We start from the raw sequence: 18,174 nt of genomic DNA on the forward strand, positions 1-18,174 counted from the left end.
GCCGCCTCAGCTCACCGGGGGAGGCGGGTTCAGCCGCCGAGCGCGTTGCCGAGTCCGCCGAGTACTCCGCCGAGGGTGTCCCCGACCCCGTCCACCAGACCGCCCACCAGGCCCTTGCCGTGCTCACCGCTCTGCTCGGGGGTCTGCGAGGGCTGGCTGGGCTGCTCCGAGGGAGCGATGGTCGGTTCGGCGCTCGGGGTCGTCCCACTCGGCGCGGAGGGATCCTCGGTGACCTGGTCGCCCCGCTGGGCCGGGGCGGGGGCCGCCTCGCTGGGCGTGTCCTTGGAGGGGTTCGCGTCCGGAGTGGCCGGGGTGGTGTGCCGCTGCCTGTCGTCGCCGCCGTCCGTGGCGCCGCCGCCGGGTGTGGCGGTGGCGTCCGTGTCATCGGAGATCGGCTTGGGCTTCCCGGACTCGCTGGGCGAGACATGGTTCTGCGACGGCGTGGGATCCACGGCGGGATCGATATGCGCCGGGGCCTGGTCCTGCTGGGTGCTCAGCTCGGCGCGGGCCTCGACGGACTTGTCGCCGCCGAGCGCCACGTGAAGTCCGATGGCTATGGTTCCGGCCACTCCGAGGGCGGTGGCCGCCTTCAGCGTGGTGGCACGCGCCTGCTGTGCGGCGGTCGGTCGGCTGTGTCGACCCATTTTCGCTGCTCTCCCCGTTGTGGCAAGGGTGGGTGTAGTGCGCCGGAAGGTCCGGTTCCGCCGGGGAAAGATTATCCGACGCACAGGTTTTCACAGTAAAGAACGAGCCAGATGATAACCACCACCCCCCGGTGCACGGCCACCCGCACACCGGGGGAGGTGTGTTCACGGCGTCCGCGCGGCCTCCGGATAGAACTCGCGGGAGCCACCCTGGCCGTCCTTGAGCTTGCCGAGCAGGCTCGCCGGATACTCGATGACCCAGTAGCTCACCGTGGCGGCGGCCACGGCCACCACCAGCACGATGACCACGGCCAGCGGGAAGCCCTCCGGCCCGTCGGGGGGCAGCAGCCCGGCGTTGTACAGGCCCAGCATGATCGGCTCATGCCAGACGAACAGGCTGTAGCTGGCCAGGCCGACACCGGTGAGCCAGCGGGCCGTGAGCCATGAGTGCCACCGGCCCCGCCGCCGCACATGGATGGTGCTGTACAGCAGCGCCATCCACAGCAGGGCGGACAGCGGGTGGAAGAAGGTGGTGGGGAAGTCCTCCGCCTCCGTACCGGTCAGCGACAGCAGGTACAGCCCCGCGACGGCGGCCACCCGCAGCGGGATCGCCACCTTCCCGTCGAGCCGTCCCCGCTCGCCGAGGGCGACCATCAGCACCGCGAGGCCCATGCCCACCGCGAACCCGCCGAAGCGGGCCTGCGGACCGAAGTACACCGGCCATTCGGTGTGCGGTATCTCCAGCCCGTAACGGGCCACGGCGATCCACACGAACGGCCCGATGTACAGCAGGGCGCATCCCGCGGCGCACACCGCCACCCGGCTGGACCGCCGGCGCAGCGGACGGCAGGCGCGGACGGCCAGCGGCCCGAGCACCACCATGGCCAGATAGAACATGATTTCCAGCGACAACGACCAGGTGGGGCCGATCGTGTAGAAGATCTGCTCCTTGTCGAAGACCTGGGTGAAGGTGAGATGGCGCAGCAGATCGGACCACTCGCCGGGCAGGGTGGGGTTGCGGGTGGCCCAGATGAACAGGATGGCCAGGAAGTACAGCGGGACGATCCGGATGGCCCGCCGGAAGAGGAACACCCGGCCCGGCCGGGTCGAGCCCCCGTCGATCGCCGCCCGCGCGTACGACAGCGTCAGCAGATAGGCGGACAGGACGAAGAAGAGGTCGATGACCTCCAGCGACACCAGCGCGTTGGCGTACCGGTTGGGCACCGGTGAATGGGCGCCGTCCCGGTCGTAGGTGAAGTACTGCTGCCAGACGTGGAAGACGACCGTCAGGAGCGCCGCCATTCCCCGGAAGCCCTGGAGCTCCGCGTTCCTGCGGTTCGGGGAGGACGCGCTCTTGGCGGACGTGCTCGGGACGGACGTGCTCGGGACGGACGTGGCCTTCGGCCGCGGCCGGCCGTTGACCGCGGTGGGGGCGGCCGTCGTGGACACCGTGCTCATATCCGCTTCACCGCCTTCTCACCGGGCCGCGGGGTGACCCGCCACTGGCGGTCCCGCAGCACCTCCTTGAGGAGCGACTGGCGGGCCACGATGTTCTTGAAGTGGCTGTAGAAGAAGGTCGACACCAGCAGGTACCGCCAGAACCAGGCCCGGTGGCGGCGCAGTTCGGGCGCCGCCAGCCGCCAGGCGAACAGCGCCTGTACCACCCCGGCGGACAGCGTGAACAGCGTGGCCAGCAGGCAGACCGGCACCGCCCAGTCGAGCTGGTCCACTCCCCCCGCCCGCCACGCCGAGTACAGCAGTACGGGCAGGATCTGCAGGGTCAGCCACGGCTGGAGCTCACGCCAGCCCAGCAGCACCAGCAACCCCGCCTTCTGCCGCCTGGTGAACGCGGAGGAGCGCAGCGCGCGCCACAGGTACTTGAGCGACACCTGGAGCCAGCCCTGTGCCCAGCGCGACCGCTGGTTCCACAGCGCCTTGAGGGTGGTGGGCGCCAGTTCGCGGGAGATGAGCGTGCGGTCGGTGGCGATCCGGGCGCCCTCGTGCAGGGCGCGCATCGAGGAGTCGATGTCCTCGGTGAGCATCGTGCCGTGCATCCGGGTCCGGGCGAGCAGATCGGTGCGCCAGAAGCCGTTGGAGCCGCCGAAGACACCGAAGGAGTAGAGCCGGGTCCGGCCCGGGTGGCTGACGGCGTAGATGGCCTCGAACTCCACACCCACCAGCTTGGACACCCAGGAGCTCTCGCCGTTGCGGATCACGCAGTGGCCCTGGACCACGTCGTAACCGTGGGACAGCCAGTGCCAGGCGTGCTGGAAGGCGTCCGGGGCCGGGTGGTGGTCCGCGTCGAAGATGCCGACGAACTCACCGCGCACCCGGGTGACCGCGGCGTTGACGTTCTGCGCCTTGGAGGTGCTGCCCGCCACCGGCATCAGCACCAGTCGCGGGTCGCGGCGGGCCATCTCCCGCAGGGTCTCCTCGACGGGCATGGGGTGCGGCGTGTTGTACGCGAGCACGATCTCCAGCTCGTTGGGGTAGTCCAGGCGCAGGAAGGACTCGATGGTGTCGACGATGGTCGCGGCCTCGTTCGGCAGATAGGCGGCGATGACCGCGCTGGCCGGTGGATACGGCTGGGCGGGCCGTTCGGGCCGGGGTTCGGCGTCGAGCGAGAAGAGGCACTCCAGCACGATCAGCCCGGCGGAGAGCACCAGGCCGGACACCACGATCCAGTAGGCGGCCGAGCCGATGTCCCAGCCCAGCTCGTACATCCGCTGGTAGAAGAGGAAGGGGATGCCCACACCGACGAGCAGCACCAGTAAGGGCGAGAGCACCGACAGCGAGGTGCGCAGCGCGGCGGCGAGCGGGCGCCGCCGGCGGCGGTGGCTGCCGCGCATCCACGCCGCGTACTTGACCGGCCGCAGATCCCGGTGGCGGATGGATTCGTTGACCGCGTTCCGGGCGTTGGCGACGGCCTGGGCCCGGTCCGCGCAGTCGGCCAGCGGGGTCCAGCCGATCGCCGGGGTCAGCCGTACGTTCTCATCGGCGACCACGAAGCGGGTGCCGGCCACGGCGTTGGCGAACTTCTGGAGTTCGCGGCGCGCGGTGTCCTCGTCCACACCGGGCATCAGCATCAGCAGGTGGCCGTCGTCGTCCCAGCCGAGCCGGTCGCAGACGCCGCCCAGCTTCTCCGCCACTCCCGCGAGGCGTTCGGCGACCTCGCGGCGCACCCGCGGCCCCAGCCGGGCCTCGAGGGCGGCTATCTCGGCGACACCGACCATGGCGACGACACCGCCGCTGCGGCTGTCGTCGACACGTTTGAGTTCCCGGTCGAGTTCGCCCAGGAAGTGGGGCTGGGAGTACAGGCCGGTGCGCGGGTCGAGCAGCAGGTTCTCGACGGGGACCGGGACCCGGCGCAGCTTCGCCTCGATCCGGGCGGAGAGTTCCACGGGATCGGAGCTGTCCGGTACGCAGTCGTCGGCGCCGCCGCGCAGCATGTCGGCCACACCGGTGGGGCCGGACGCGGAGGTGACCATGACCAGGGGGAGCGCTCGTCCCGCGGGCACGGAGCGGACCTCCTGAATCACCTCCAGCCCGTCGTGGGCCTCGTCCAGGGCGACGATCGCGTCCGGAGGGGACTGCCGTATCCGGCGGCCGACATCGCCGGGCTCCGCATGGCTCACCTCATGCCCGGTCGATATGAGTGTCCGTGTCAGCTGGTCGAGTCTGGGTCCCGGGGTGCCGACCGCCAGCACATGCCCGCTCGCTCCCGCCACCTCGCCGCGGGCGGCGGGTACGGGCTGCTGGGATTCGCGTGATCGTGGGTGGTGCGAAGTGAGCACCTGAGGGGTTCCTTTCGTGAGGAGACGTACGTCACCGAACGGGCCGTGGGGCGCGCGGACATTCCGGCCGGGGCATGACACACCACATGGCCCCTACGCATACGCGTACGGGCAGGCCGGATGACGGCGTCGCCGGGACGGCCGGGGCGATCGGCCGTTCGGTGGTTGAGAGGCGGCTATGCCGCGGCCGTGGCCGATCCGCGCGGGAAGAGGTGAGGTCTCCGGCGGGATCTCGGGCAGGTGAGCGCGACGGCGGCAGGGCCTCTGGACACGCGTACGTGCTCCAGCGAGTAGCGCATATGGTCCCATCCTGTTCGGATCGTGGGGGGCGGACCGAACGTCACCAGTGCGAGTCGACCGATCTTTTGGGCTGACCGGTCGGAAACTCCAGTCTCATCGATCACTACAGAACCACACAACACATCGAGGTAACACTCTCATTAATCAATGGCCGCGTTCCGCATGTCTGTTGAGCCCTATCGGAGCCCTGTCGGCGCGCCGTCGGCTCGGCGTCGGTGCCGTGTCGGTGCCTCGTCGGTGCCGTGGACCAGTGTTTTCCCAGCACCACATGCGGTATTGAACGCGGAAGGGACAACGCCATGCGGAACACACGGGTCTTGATTTCCGGGGCGAGTATCGCCGGGCCCGCCCTCGCCTACTGGCTGGACCGTTATGGCTGCCAGGTCACGGTCGTGGAGCGGGCCGCCGGGCCCCGGCCGGGCGGACAGGCGATCGACGTGCGGGGCCCGGCGCTGGAGGTGTGCGAGCGGATGGGTGTGCTGGAGGAGATCCGCGCGCACCGCACCGGACTGCGCGGCATGTCGATGGTCGACGACGACGGGAAGGAGCTGTACAGCACCACCGGACACACCGCCAGTGGCGGGGATCTCAGCCGCCCCGACATCGAGATTCTCCGGGACGACCTGGCCTCGGTTCTCCTCAGCGCGCAGGGTGACGGGATCGAGTACCTCTTCGGCGATTCGATCGTCTCGCTCGCCCAGGGCCCGGACGGGGTGGCGGTCACCTTCCGTCGGGGCGCCTCGCGCACCTTCGACATCGTGGTGGCGGCCGAGGGGGTGCACTCCGCCACCCGGGCGCTGGTCTTCGGCCCGGAGGAGGACTACCTCCGCCATCTGGGGGGTTATCTGGGGGTGTGGACGGTGCCGAACTATCTGGGCCTGGACCGCTGGCAGGTCGTCTACGAGATGTCCGGCGGCATCTGGGGCGGCATGGTGATGAGTGTCCGCGACAACACCGAGGCCCGGGTCTACATCGGCGTCGACTCGGACGAACCGCCCGCCCGGATGCTGGGCTCCCGGAGCGTCTCGGAGCAGAAGCGGATGGTGGCGACGTGGTACGAGAACGCGCGCTGGGAGATGCCCCGGCTGCTGGAGTACATGTGGGGGGCGCCCGACTTCCACTTCGACGCGGTGGCCCAGATCCATATGGACTCCTGGTCCCGTGGCCGGGTGGCCCTGCTGGGCGACGCCGGCTACTGCGGCTCGCCCATGGCCGGACAGGGCAGCAGCCTGGCCCTGATCGGCGCCTATGTGCTGGCGGGCGAGCTCAAGGCCGCCGACGGCGACCACACCGCGGCCTTCGCCGCCTATGAGCGCGAACTGCGCGACTACGTGGCCGCCAACCAGCGGCTCGCGCTGGCCAACAAGGACCGGCGGGAGGCACGGCGCGCCCTGGCCGGGCAGGAGCCGGACACCCACCCGACCAATATCCAGGGCCCCTTCTACGAGGTGGTCAACTCCTACACGCTCAGGGACTACTGACCGCGGGTCCGGGCGCCGTGGCCGCCTTGGGACCCCTCGTCCAGGAGAGCGCGGCTAGGACACCACGTCCTTGCGGGCGAAGCCACGGAAGGCGAGCGCGAAGAACACCAGCGCGTACGCGAGGGACACCGAGACGCCCTTCACCATTCCGCCCCACTCCAGGTGGGGCTGGAGTGCGTCCGCCCACGCGAACTGCCAGTGCGAGGGGAGGAAGTCGCGCCAGGAGCCGAGCGCGGTGACCGCGTCCAGCACATTGCCCACGATGGTGAGCCCCACCGCACCGCCCACCGCACCCAGCGGCGCGTCCGTGACGGTCGAGAGCCAGAACGCCAGGGCGGCCGTGACCAGCTGGGACAGGAAGATGTACAGCACCACGAGGGCGAGCCGGACCAGGGCGTCCCCGATGGGCAGCTCACCGCCCGTGGGAATCCGCAGCGGCCCCCAGCCGTACGCGACCGTGCCCACCGCGAGCGCGACCAGGGGTAGCAGCACCATCGCGGCCGCGCTGAATCCGAGGGCGACCGCGAGCTTGCTCGCCAGCAGCCGGGCCCTGGGCACCGGCGCGGCCAGCAGATAGCGCAGCGAGGACCAGTTGGCCTCGGCGGCCACGGTGTCACCGCAGAACAGTGCCACCGGCACGACCAGCAGAAAGGCGGCCGAGACGAACAGCGCGGTGGCCGCGAGGTTGGCGCCGGAGGCGGTGGCCGTGTCCATCAGGCTGATCCGGTCGTCCCGCCCCTCGGGGGTGCCGCCGATGGCGAACGCCGCGACGAGGACGAACGGCAGCGCCGCCAGCACCACCGCCATCACCAGGGTCCGGCGCCGGCGCAGCTGCCGTACGGCCTCGACCCGCAGCGGCAGCGTGTGGCGGGCCCGGTAGCCGGGCGCGACCTGGGACAGGGAACTCACGCGGATCCTCCTTCGATCAGCGTCAAGAAGGCCTCTTCCAGACGTCGGTTGGGCCCGAAGCTGGTCACCGGGATCTCCAGCCGCACCAGTTCGGCGAGCAGCCGCGCCGGCGCGGCCCCGTCGAGCTGGACGAGCAGCCCGTCGGCGGTGCGGCGGGCGGACCCGATGCCGGGCAGCGCGTTCACCTTGTCCATGAGGGCCTCGCTCAGCTCGCCCTCGTGGCCCACCAGCACACTGCCGCCGGTGCCGGTGATCTCGCCGACCGGGCCTGCCTGGATGAGCCGGCCCCGGTCCATGACGACCAGGTGGGTGCAAGACTGTTCGACCTCCGCCAGAAGATGGCTGGAAACGATCACCGTGCGGCCCGCGGCGGCGTACCGGATCATCACCTCGCGCATCTCGCGGATCTGCGGCGGGTCCAGGCCGTTGGTCGGTTCGTCGAGGATCAGCAGATCCGGCAGGCCCAGCATGGCCTGGGCGATGGCGAGCCGCTGCCGCATGCCCTGGGAGTAGGTGCGCACGGCACGCTCCAGCGCGCTGCCCAGGCCCGCGATCGCAAGCGCCTCCTCAACATGGGCGTCGGCGGCGGGGCGGCCGGTGGCCCGCCAGTACAGCTCGAGGTTGGCCCTGCCGGTCAGATGCGGCAGGAAGCCCGCCCCCTCGACGAAGGCGCCGACGCGGGAGAGCACGGGCGCACCGGGCCTGATGGCCTGGCCGAAGACGCGGATCTCGCCGCCGTCGGGGGTGATGAGCCCCATCAGCATGCGCAATGTGGTGGTCTTGCCCGCGCCGTTGGGCCCGAGGAGCCCGAGCACCTGCCCCTTCTCGACGCGGAAGGACAGATCGCGCACCGCGTAGCGGTCGGCGGACCTGGCGTAGCGCTTGCTCAGGCCGGTGATCTGGAGGGGGACGTCGGCCAGTTCGGGGTCGGGCGCGGGAGCGGCCGTACGCCGCCTGCCGGTCAGCAGCAGCGCGAGCGCCACCACGGCTCCGGCCAGCGGCAGCCCCCACACCCACAGCGGCAGCGGGGCGGGCTGGGTGTGCACCCCGGGCGCGGTGGGGACCGTCAGTCCGCCGTCCACCAGCCCGACCGTGTAGGTGGCGGGCTCGGCCGGGGAGGCGTAGGCGAGGTCGGTGGAGGCGAGGACGAGCCGCAGCCGATGGCCCGCGACGAGCTCGTGGTCCACGGCGGGCAGCCGGACGGTGACGGTACGGCCCTTCTTGGCACCGGTGACCCTCAGGGGCGCGACGAGCTGCTCGGGCAGCACCTGCTGCCCGTCGGGTCCCACGTCGTACACCTTGGCGAAGAGGACGGCGTCCTCCGTGTCGGCCTTCACCCGCACCCGCACCTCGGGCGATCCGGTGATCCGCAGGGTGCGGTCCAGCGGCGCCGAGTCGAACCGGGCGAACTGGCCGGGGACGTCGAGGGAGAGGCCGACGCCGAGCGAGGACGCCTGGGACAGCCCGGCCACGCCCGGCACCGTGGAGACAGAAGGCGGTCCCGCCCCGGGCGGGTTGGCGAACGACTGCTCACGTCCGCGCAGCGCCACCGTCCGTCTCCCGTCGCCGAGGCCCGGGTAGCGGTCGCCGGTGGCGCCGCGCAGCTGGAGCGCGCCGTTGGTGGTGTCGACGCCCCCGGTGCGGCTGATCCGGAAGGCGGGTCCGGTGTCGGTGCCCTTGTCGCCCTTGAGGTAGCGGTCGAACCAGGCACGGGTGCGCGCCGCCACCCGTGAGGTCTCGCGGTCGCCGCCATCATGTCCCCCGGCGGTCCAGTCGACGGCGACCGGCGCTCCGCCGGCCCGGATCGCCTTCGCCATGGCATCGGCCTGGTCGAGGGGGAAGAGGGAGTCGGCCTGGCCCTGGAGGATCAGGGTCGGGACCTTGATCCGGTCGGCGACGGCGAACGGGCTGCGTTCCTCGAGCAGCCGGCGGGCGGCGGCGTCCGGCTTTCCGGCGACCGCGACCCGCTCGTACATCTCGCACAGTTCCTTCTCGAAGCGGCCGCAGCTCCAGCCCTCCTGGTCCGTCGCGCGGTTCGCCACTCCCCCGCCGTCGCCGTCCTCGTTCCCCGCGCCCTCCGGGGCCTGGGTGAGGCCGGCCGACCCGGTGGTGAAGAACAGCCCGGCCCACAGCTTCTTGTAGACACCGTGGGGGAAGAGCGCGTCGGCGAGGTTCCAGTAGGTGATCTCGGGCGCGATGGCGTCCACCCGGCGGTCGTACCCGGCGGCCAGCAGGGAGATGGCCCCGCCGTAAGAGGCCCCGGCGACACCCACCCGGGGGTCGCCTTGGCCGTCGAGCCGCACCTCGGGGCGTTGGGCCAGCCAGTCGACCAGCCGCCGGACATCGGCCACCTCGTGGTCGGGGTCGTTGAGCCCGATCTTCCCGGTGGACCGGCCGAATCCGCGTGCCGACCAGGTCAGCACGGCATACCCGTCGCGGGCCAGCGCTTCGGCCCGGTCTCGTACGTCGTCCTTGCTGCCGCCGAAGCCGTGGCCGAGCAGGACCGCGGGCCTGCGGCCGGCGCCCGCCGTGAAGTACGAGGTGTCGATGCGCGCGCCCGGCATGTCCAGCACGCGGTCCTCGCGGTGGACGGCCGGCCCGTCGTCGGGGGCGGCGACCGCCCAGGTGCCCGCGCCCACGAGGACGGCCGCGGCGGCCACGACGGCGGCCGGACGCAGGCCCCGCGGCCGGGTCTTTCGGAGTTTCATGTCTGCACCCTAGAAGCAGGAGGCGAACGCCGGAGCTGACATCAGACGGATTCTCGTCCCCTCCCCGGGGTGTACCCGGACACCCGCCGTACACCCGGCGCGGTATGCCCCGGGCCCTGGCATCCGGGCTTTTGGCGCCGCCTGATGATGCTCCATAAGATGCGGCGGTGATCATAAAGAAACGTCTGGCGACAGGCGCGTTGGGGCTGCTCGCGGCTCTCGCCTGCGGCCTGATATCCCCTCCCGCCGCCATGGCCGGTGAACCGTCGGCCGATTCCCCCAAGGTCGAGCTGGTGCTCGACGTCAGTGGCTCCATGCGGGCCCGCGACGTCGACGGCGCCTCCCGGATGGCGGCCGCGAAGCAGGCGTTCAACGAGGTGCTGGACGCCACACCGGAAGAGGTACGGCTGGGCATCCGCACCCTCGGCGCCAACTACCCGGGCAAGGACCGCGAGACCGGCTGCCAGGACAGCGAACAGCTCTACCCGGTGGGCCAGGTGGACCGCACCGAGGCCAAGGCGGCCGTCGCCACGCTGAGCCCCACCGGCTGGACGCCCATCGGACTCGCGCTGCGCGGGGCGTCCAAGGACCTCTCCAGCGGCGAGGGGACCCGCCGGATCGTACTGATCACGGACGGCGAGGACTCCTGCGGCCTGCCCGATCCCTGCGATGTGGCCCGGGAACTGGCCGCCCAGGGCACCCATCTGGTCGTCGACACGCTCGGGCTGACGCTGGACAGCAAGGTCCGCGAGCAGCTCAGCTGCATCGCCGAGGCCACCGGTGGCACCTATACCGCGATCCAGCACCGGGACCAGCTCTCCAGCCGTATCAAGCAGCTGGTCCGGCGCTCCGCCGACACCCCCGCGGAGGCACCCACGCCGGTACAGGGCGCCGCGCAGTGCGCCAAGGCCCCGTACCTGGGCTCGGGCCTCTACAGCGACCGGGAGAGCTTCGGCGAGCACCGCTGGTACCGGATGCGGGTGGCGCCCGGTCAGGAGCTGCGGGCCTCGGCGAGCGTGGCCGCGGACCGTGCCGTCGACCCCGACTACGGCGTTCTGCTGCGGGCGGTGACCCCGGGCGGCCGGGAGCTGGTGCGCGGCAGTGAGGCGGGCAGCGGCCGTACGGACGTCATCTCCAGCGGGCTGCGCTATCCGATCGCCGACGCGGACGACGACGAGGACACCACCGAACGGACCGTGTGCCTGGAGCTGAGCCAGTCGTTCTCCGCACCCGCTTCCGTCAAGCGCACTCCGGGCCTTCCGGTGGAGCTGGCCGTCGATGTGGTCGGCAACGACGATCCGCCCGCCGACGTGGCCGCCTTCGGCCTGGGCCGCGGCTGGGTGCTGCTGGGCGTGCTCACCGTGGGCGGACTGCTCGTGGGGTTGCTGTGGGGCTGGCTGGCCCGCTGGCGTGTCACCGTCTGGAGGACCAACTGATGCGAGCCCTGCGTACCGTGGGCGCCGCGCTCACCCTGTGCGCCGCCGCCTGGCTGACCGCCGCCGCCCCGGCGGCCGCCGACAGTGCGGACGGCAAGGACGGCAAGGACGCGCCCACCGAGGCGGGCACGGACTTCCGTACCGCCACCGAGATCGAGCCGGGTCAGAAGGCCACCGCGGCGGCCTCCACCGGCGACTATCTGTACTGGGTGTTCCCGGCCGCCGCCGGGCAGGTCCCCAAGGTCGAGGCGACGCTGAAGCTGCCCGACGCGTCGAGCCGGCACGGCAGCGCCACCTGGCAGCTCGATGTCTACGACGGTCTGCGCCGCCACCAGGCGTGTGCCTCGGGCACACCGACGCGCAAGGCGGCCCAGCAGGACGAGTCGGTCACCGTCAGCTGCACCCTGCGCCAGGTGCGGTCCTGGTCCGAACGCTGGGCCAACGACCCGCTCCAGGGCGCCTATTACGTGCGGCTCACCGTCGTCGACCTGCCCGACCAGGACCTCGGGCTGCCGATCGACGCCGAGGTCGAGGCGTCCGTGGGGGACACGGGCGGGGCACACGCCGACGGCGGGGACGTGACCCCGCTCAACCCGGTGCTACGGGCCGGCACGGCCCCCCAGACGGGCTCCGAGTCGACGGACGACACGTCCTCGGATTCCCCGTCGGGTGCCGAGGACGACGGCAAGGACGGGGACGTGCCGCACGCGGTCGCCGAGCCGGAGGACGGCTGGGGCTCCGGCTGGTGGTCGGACCGATGGGTGTGGACCGTGATCGGCGCGGCGCTGGCGGCGCTCGCCGGGGTGGGCGGCTACACCCTCACCCGGGGGCCGCGATCCTCGGGCCGCCCACCGATCGACGCTTGACCCGATATCGAACCTATCCACCCCATCCAACCTATCCGACCCATCCGTCCTACCTGTCTTGCCTGTCCCACCTGTCCCATCTGGCCTGATGTCCGGAATCGGCGCGCGGTCCGCACGAGACAACCGTGCGGACCGCGCGCCGAACCGGGGCCCGTTCGCCCCGCTGCTCAGGAATAGTTCTTGCCCATGAGGTGTGCGAAGTCTTCGGGGGCCGCATCGAATCCACGAATAGCGCTCTGAATTCCCCATTCCCCCGAGTCGCCCCGGGTGAATACCGCGACCGTGGCGGCAGTGGCTTCCGAGACACCGGTGAAGTCGCTCTTAATGAGCTCGGTGTATCCGTCGAGAATCCGGACGCTGGTGTTCGGGACATCTCCGAACGTCTTCCGCCCCGAGCGCTGCTGGATGGCTATCCCGACGACCACCCGCGAGTATTCGGACGACAGCCGTTCGAGTTCGAGGGTCATGGACTCGTCGGTGCCCAAGCCCTGACCGGTACGGCTGTCCCTGTTGAGGTTGATGGTGCCGTCCGGTGAGCGGCTGTCGAAGTGGACGAGATAGGCGGGCTCACCGTACGGATCCGTGGCGCGGTATGTCCCGGCCACGATGTCGAGATCGTTGGGCGGCTCGCCGGTGGGACTCGGATCCCACTTGAGCGCCACCTCGATTTTCCGAAGCCCCTTGTTGAGACCAGTCACCCGGACTTCCCTTCCCTGGAACCGTGGAGATGTTGAATGCGCGTGGCGTCAAGCCTATCGCGAGCAGGGCGAGTTGAGGTTTTTCCGACAGCCGCGTGCGGCACCCCGCCGAGGGGTCTCTACTATGGGCCTCCGTACTAACGGCGGAAGGAAGCGTCCATGCGACGGTTGGGGGAGCTCGAGGCGGAGATCATGGACCGCCTCTGGGCTTGGCAGCGTCCCACCACGGTGCGCGAGATCGTGGACGACATCAACGATCACCGCCCGGTCGCCTATACCACGGTGATGACCGTCGCCTCCATCCTCTACAACAAGGGCTGGCTGCTGCGCGCCAAGGAGGGCCGGGCCTGGGTGTACTCACCGGTCCGCAGCCGCGAGGAGTACACCGCCGCCCTGATGGAGGACGCGCTCAGCACCAGCGAGGACCGCTCCGCCGCCCTCACCCACTTCGTCGAGCAGATGGGCCCGGAAGAGGTCAGCGCGCTGCGCAAGGCCCTGCGGGCCGCCGGGCGGCGCACCCAGTCGTGACCGCATGTCGACGGCCGCCGTTTGGCGCACTCTTTTTGCCAAGTGTTGACCGTTCCGTGGGTGTACCGGCAGCGTCACGCGCGATTCGGCCTCTATCGGCGCCACCCGGAGTCACACCTTTCCCCTAAGCCGGTTAGTACACGCACGGACCCCCGGGAGGTCGCCCGAGGCCCTCAGCCCTCCCGCATCGCGAGCCTGGCCAGCATGTTCTTCGCCTCCTCGGCCACCTCGGCATCCGCGACTACGTCATAGCGCGAGGCCACGATCTGACTGCGGGAGGCGAAATCGCGCTGTCCTCCGGTCATGGCATGACCGACAAAACCAAAGATCGCGCCGAAAATCGCCCCATAGACGACACCGCTCACCAGCAGCGCGATCACACTGTGGGTCCCCGCGGCGAACACCGTCAGCAGCAGTCCGACGAGCAGCCCGAACCAGGCCCCCGTACCGGCCCCGGCCAGCGCGGCGCGGCCCCGGGTCAACCGTCTGAGGACCGTCTCGACCATCCGCAGATCGGTGCCGATGATGGCGATGTGCTCGACCGGGAACTTGTTGTCGGCCAGGAAGTCGACCGCGCGCTGGGCGCCGGCGTAGGTCGGGTACGAGCCGACGGCCGGACGGTCGACCGCCTCCGACGGCGGTTGCTGGGTCATCGCATGGCTCCCTCCGTCAAAGAGAGCGTGCGCCCGCTCCGCGCCCCTCGCAACGGGAGCCCCTCGGGGGAGAGCGGAAGAACGCCCGCGGACGGTTCACGCCGCCGGAATTCCCTCAGCACTCCCCGCGCCTTTTTCCCGACCGGGACAACGGCGCACGATTCCCGGAAGCGGCCGGTCCTTTCCGTCGTGCGGAAAGCAAGCGGGGAAGGTGAGCGGGGCCGTGCGGACCTTACGTGTCGCGGGCGAGTGCCTCGATGTCCGCGGCGCTCGCCGGGCCCGCCGCGCCCCCGAGGAGGCGCGGCGGGCCGGCGATGTCAGCGGCGAGTGGATCGGGGCCGGGCGGGGCCGGTGCGCTCGGCGTGGTCGGCGGGGCTGGTCTGATCGGTGTGGAGGAGGGAACGCACCATGCGGCAGGTGGTGGCGGAGGGCGGATGCACCCCGATCCGCGCCGCGGTGGAGCGTATCTTGCGGTTGGGCGCCTGCTCGGGGCGGTAGACACCGGAGTTGAGCAGCGCGATGGCCAGGCGCATGGCCTTCAGACGGCGGTTGTGGGACTCGTACCACTCACGCGGGCGCCCTGCGGGCATCCGCTTCTTCGGCAAGGTCGGAAAGCTCGGCAGATCCTGAAGAGGGGGTCCGGCAACGGCCATCGGCAGCCTCCTGAGATGGTCGGGAAACCTTCCCTTCAACTGCCTCCATTCTACGTCCGGGCACTGACAAAGTCCCCTGGTCAGGCGCCGTTCCGGGGCATTGTCGCGATACCGTGTGCGGCATGGAGATCTGGATCAATCCGGCATGCTCGAAGTGCCGTAGCGCACTGACCCTGCTCGACGCGGAGGGCGCCGGCTACACCGTCCGCCGCTATCTCGAGGACGTCCCCAGCCAGGACGAGATCCGCGCGGTGCTCGGCCGGCTCGGGCTGGAGCCCTGGGACATCACCCGGACCCAGGAGGCCGCCGCGAAGGAGCTCGGTATGAAGGACTGGCCACGTGAGGAGGGCGCACGGGACCGCTGGATCGCGGCGCTCGCCGAGCACCCCAAGCTCATCCAGCGCCCCATCATCACGGCGGACGACGGTTCGGCGGTGGTGGGGCGTACCGAGGAGGCGGTACGGGAGGCGCTGTCCCGGTCCCGGGGGTGACCGGCGTGCGCGCGCCCCGGCGTCCCGTCGACGACACGGGAGGCCGGGGCGTGCGGTGCCCGGTACGGAAACCGCCTCGGTACAGAAGCTGTCTCGGTACAGAAGCCGCCTCGGTGGAGTCGCCTCGGTACGGAGCGGCCTCGGTGCGGTGGCCTGCTCAGCGGCGCCGCGAGGAGGCGGGCGGCTGCGGGCGCAGCAGGAACCGCTGCGTCTTGCCGCTGGAGGTCTTCGGCAGTTCGGCCACGAAGTGGACCTTCCGCGGATACGCGTGCTTGGCGTACCGCTCCCTGACCAGCTGCTGAAGCTCGGCGGCGAGCGCGTCGCCCGCCTCGGCGCCGGGGTACGGCACCACGAACGCCTCCACCACCTCGCCGTACTCCTCGTGCGGTACACCGACCACGGCGGCCTCCGCCACCGCGGCGTGCTCCAGCAGCACGGTCTCCACCTCGAAGGGGCCGATGCGGTAACCCGCCATCAGGATGACGTCGTCGCCGCGCCCGGAGAAGAACAGATCGCCGTCCGCGTCCCGGGAGGCGGTGTCACCGGTGTAGAACCAGCGCCCGTCGGGGCTGAACTTGTCGGCGCTCCGCTCGGGGGCGCCGACGTAGCCCTTGAACCACATCAGCGGGGATTCGGCGATGTCCACCACGACCCGGCCGGGGACACCGGTGCGGGCGGGCGCGGAGTTGGTGTCCTCGCGCAGCACCTTCACCTCCCAGCCGGGCAGCGGACGGCCCATGGAACCGGACTTGATGTCGTCGCGCAGGGCCGGGTGCCAGGCGTGGGCGACCATCATGCCGCACTCGGTCGAACCGTAGTGGTCGCGCACCGGGACGCCGAGCGTCTCCCGCGCCCAGTCGACGACGTCCGGGGGCAGCGGTTCGCCGGCCGCGGAGCAGCAGCGCAGGCGCAGATCGCCGGGGGCGGGGATGCCGGAGCCGCGCAGCTTCCGGTAGACGGTGGGCCCGGCGGTGAAGTTGGTGACGCCGAACCGGGAGAGCACCTCCCAGGTGGACTCGGCCGAGAACAGGCTGTTCAGCAGCAACGCGCGCTGCCCGAGGGCGAGGGGGGCGATGATCGCGTAGTAGAGGCCGTACGCCCAGCCCGGGTCGGCGGCGTTCCAGAACACATCGGTGGGCCGGTGGTCCAGGCCGAACTGCTGGTACATCACGAAGCCCGCGACGGCCCGCAGCGGGATCGGGACGGCCTTCGGGGTGCCTGCGGTACCGGAGGTGAACAGCTCCACGATGAGCCCGTCGCCGCCCACGGCCACCGGCTCGGACAGCGGGGCGTGAGACTCGGCCAGCTCCGCGAAGGACAGATCGGTCCCGGTGACGGGCCCGGTGGTGACGATCCGCCAGGGGCGCTCGTCGGGGAAGCCCGACTCCGGGTCCAGCTTGGACCGCTGATCGGCATCGGTGATCACGACCTTGGTGTCGTTGCCCTTGATCCTCAGCGCGATGGCCGGCGGGGCGAACGCGGTGAACAGCGGCACCTGGACGGCCCCGAGCCGCCAGATCGCGAGGGAGGCGACCAGCAGTTCGGCGGATTTGCCCATCAAGGTGGCGACGCGGTCGCCCACTCCGACTCCCAGGGCGGCCAGGGCACCGGCCATACGTGACGAGCGGTCACGAAGCTCCCCGTACGTCAGGTCGTGGCCGGTCATGTCCTTGCCCACCACCGTGAACGCGACCGCGTCGTCCGGATGGCTGTCGCACAGCAGGTACGCGGTGTTCGCCGCAGGCTCACCGAAGGTCTTGAGCAGGTCAGCCATGCGCTGTTCTGGGCTGGTCAAGAGGGCTCCTAGTGCTGGTATCCACGAGTGGCGCCGGACGGGAGGAAGAACCGGCGCCCGGCTCGGGGAGCGCGGACGCGCCTGGCCCTCCGGGGGGGGCTGTTCCCGGGTGTGCCGCACCGAAGTCCCGGACCGGCGGCGGCCTCCCGTTGGCCTGTACACGCTATCGCGCTTCCGCATCGGCCCGGCAGCCGTACCCCGGTACCGAGACCGGGACGATATCGGCAGGCCGGAGCGGAGGGCGCTGGGTCGGGCACCGCGCGGGTAGCGTGGCCGCCATGTGTGTCTCCATGGACCGGGCCGAGTTCTCCGGCACGACGGTGTACGCCGGACGCCGCCACCATCCGGCACACGGTCTGATCCACGTCCTGGGCTACCAGAACACGGCGCACAACCTCGCCGACGGCCCCAACGCCATGCTGCTGCATCTGCCCGCCCTGCCCATGACCCGGGAGAACTTCCTCTCGGCCGGCCGCTGCCAGGACATCCTGACCCGGATGGTGGACGCGGTGCGCCCGCGCCCGGTGGCCGCGGACGACCAGATGGCCTGGATGGGATGGGAACCACGCCCGGCGGTCGAGGTGTTCGACCACGACGTCTACACGGTGCTGCTCGCCGCCGACGCCACGCTCATCCCGTCCGCGCTCACCCGCGTCCCACGGCGGAAGCGGCCCCGGATCGACCCGCGGCTGCTGGAGTTCTACGCGGACCGGTACCCCTGCCACACCCTCGCGGTGTGCTGTTTCGACAACGCCGACGCGCGGCGCGCCAAGCCGCTGCTGATGTGGTACGAACCCCTCGAACCCGATCGGCTGACCGTGCCGGCGCTGGACTGCCACACGGGCGGCCCGCCCGATCCGGACGCGGAGGTGGCCGTGGACCACTGGGTGCTGTTCGGCACCGACGAGGCCCCGGAGGGATGGGGCGAGCCCGTGGACTACCCCGCCGGGATGCGCCATGAGTTGCGCTCGTACCTTCCCGGCACCGTCGTGGGCGCCTACTTCGGCGACCGGCTGCTGAGCAACGGCGACTTCGCCATCGGCCATGACGACCTCCTCGCCGGGGATCTGAGCCGGGTGCGACGACTGCGGCCCGGCTGACCACGGCGGGCCACGGCCTCCTTCGCGACGGCCCCAGCCGTCACCGCTCCACTCTGGCGTCACTTTCTGCCCCGCCTTACCGTGGGGCAGCGGTAGGCATACCGCCCGCACGGCTTGT

14 protein-coding genes and 1 pseudogene are annotated in these 18,174 nt (G+C 71.1%); 6 read left to right on the forward strand and 9 right to left on the reverse strand.

Annotation, left to right across the window (positions count from 1 at the left end):
* Positions 1-29: 29 nt before the first annotated feature.
* From PS467_RS03755 to PS467_RS03765, 3 genes are all read right to left on the reverse strand, one after another.
* Positions 30-644 (reverse strand): extensin, encoded by a 615-nt coding sequence (locus PS467_RS03755; protein WP_311033970.1) that lies wholly within the window; start codon positions 642-644, stop codon positions 30-32.
* Positions 645-809: 165 nt separating this feature from the next.
* Positions 810-2,102, reverse strand: coding sequence for an acyltransferase family protein (locus PS467_RS03760; protein WP_311033971.1), 1,293 nt, complete (start codon positions 2,100-2,102; stop codon positions 810-812).
* Positions 2,099-4,438: a glycosyltransferase gene (locus PS467_RS03765; RefSeq protein WP_268969991.1), complete on the reverse strand. Its 2,340-nt coding sequence runs from the start codon at positions 4,436-4,438 to the stop codon at positions 2,099-2,101. Before PS467_RS03765 ends, PS467_RS03760 begins: the two co-directional genes overlap by 4 nt.
* 599 nt (positions 4,439-5,037) lie before the next feature.
* Here PS467_RS03765 and PS467_RS03770 point away from each other — a divergent pair.
* Positions 5,038-6,219: an FAD-dependent monooxygenase gene (locus PS467_RS03770; protein ID WP_311033972.1), complete on the forward strand. Its 1,182-nt coding sequence runs from the start codon at positions 5,038-5,040 to the stop codon at positions 6,217-6,219.
* 54 nt (positions 6,220-6,273) lie between these two features.
* Here PS467_RS03770 and PS467_RS03775 read toward each other — a convergent pair whose 3' ends face one another.
* Both PS467_RS03775 and PS467_RS03780 read right to left on the reverse strand, forming a co-directional pair.
* On the reverse strand, positions 6,274-7,128 hold the full coding sequence (locus tag PS467_RS03775) for an ABC transporter permease (RefSeq protein WP_311033973.1): 855 nt from the start codon (positions 7,126-7,128) through the stop codon (positions 6,274-6,276).
* Positions 7,125-9,836, reverse strand: a complete 2,712-nt coding sequence (locus tag PS467_RS03780; protein ID WP_311033974.1) for a CocE/NonD family hydrolase — start codon at positions 9,834-9,836, stop codon at positions 7,125-7,127. The genes PS467_RS03775 and PS467_RS03780 overlap by 4 nt, the downstream gene beginning before the upstream one ends.
* A 167-nt stretch (positions 9,837-10,003) precedes the next feature.
* Between PS467_RS03780 and PS467_RS03785 the strand changes: the two genes are divergently transcribed.
* Together PS467_RS03785 and PS467_RS03790 are read left to right on the forward strand one after the other, a co-directional pair.
* Complete coding sequence (locus PS467_RS03785) at positions 10,004-11,272, forward strand: VWA domain-containing protein (RefSeq protein WP_311033975.1); 1,269 nt, start codon at positions 10,004-10,006, stop codon at positions 11,270-11,272.
* On the forward strand, positions 11,272-12,138 hold the full coding sequence (locus PS467_RS03790) for a hypothetical protein (protein WP_311033976.1): 867 nt from the start codon (positions 11,272-11,274) through the stop codon (positions 12,136-12,138). The genes PS467_RS03785 and PS467_RS03790 overlap by 1 nt, the downstream gene beginning before the upstream one ends.
* A 167-nt stretch (positions 12,139-12,305) precedes the next feature.
* Here the strand turns inward: PS467_RS03790 and PS467_RS03795 are convergent.
* A pseudogene (locus PS467_RS03795) lies at positions 12,306-12,842 on the reverse strand (TerD family protein); the annotation flags it as partial.
* A gap of 153 nt (positions 12,843-12,995) precedes the next feature.
* On the opposite strand from PS467_RS03795, the gene PS467_RS03800 reads away from it, so the two are divergent.
* Positions 12,996-13,364 carry a BlaI/MecI/CopY family transcriptional regulator gene (locus PS467_RS03800; RefSeq protein ID WP_268969998.1) on the forward strand — a complete coding sequence of 123 codons (369 nt, stop codon included), beginning with the start codon at positions 12,996-12,998 and terminating at the stop codon, positions 13,362-13,364.
* A gap of 173 nt (positions 13,365-13,537) precedes the next feature.
* On the opposite strand, the gene PS467_RS03805 is transcribed toward PS467_RS03800, so the two are convergent.
* Together PS467_RS03805 and PS467_RS03810 are read right to left on the reverse strand one after the other, a co-directional pair.
* The gene (locus PS467_RS03805) at positions 13,538-14,017 is read right to left on the reverse strand and encodes a YflT domain-containing protein (RefSeq protein ID WP_311033978.1); all 480 of its coding nucleotides are present in this window, start codon (positions 14,015-14,017) and stop codon (positions 13,538-13,540) included.
* Positions 14,018-14,334: 317 nt separating this feature from the next.
* On the reverse strand, positions 14,335-14,670 hold the full coding sequence (locus PS467_RS03810; protein ID WP_311033979.1) for a hypothetical protein: 336 nt from the start codon (positions 14,668-14,670) through the stop codon (positions 14,335-14,337).
* Positions 14,671-14,792: 122 nt separating this feature from the next.
* Between PS467_RS03810 and PS467_RS03815 the strand changes: the two genes are divergently transcribed.
* Positions 14,793-15,161, forward strand: coding sequence for an arsenate reductase family protein (locus PS467_RS03815; protein WP_311033980.1), 369 nt, complete (start codon positions 14,793-14,795; stop codon positions 15,159-15,161).
* 157 nt (positions 15,162-15,318) lie between these two features.
* Here PS467_RS03815 and PS467_RS03820 read toward each other — a convergent pair whose 3' ends face one another.
* Complete coding sequence (locus PS467_RS03820; protein WP_311033981.1) at positions 15,319-16,956, reverse strand: AMP-binding protein; 1,638 nt, start codon at positions 16,954-16,956, stop codon at positions 15,319-15,321.
* A 278-nt stretch (positions 16,957-17,234) separates the two neighbouring features.
* On the opposite strand from PS467_RS03820, the gene PS467_RS03825 reads away from it, so the two are divergent.
* Entirely contained in the window at positions 17,235-18,056 is an 822-nt protein-coding gene (locus PS467_RS03825) for a hypothetical protein (protein WP_311033982.1), read from the forward strand.
* Positions 18,057-18,174 lie beyond the last annotated feature (118 nt).

The sequence above is a fragment of the Streptomyces luomodiensis genome (assembly GCF_031679605.1).
Taxonomy (GTDB): domain Bacteria; phylum Actinomycetota; class Actinomycetes; order Streptomycetales; family Streptomycetaceae; genus Streptomyces; species Streptomyces luomodiensis.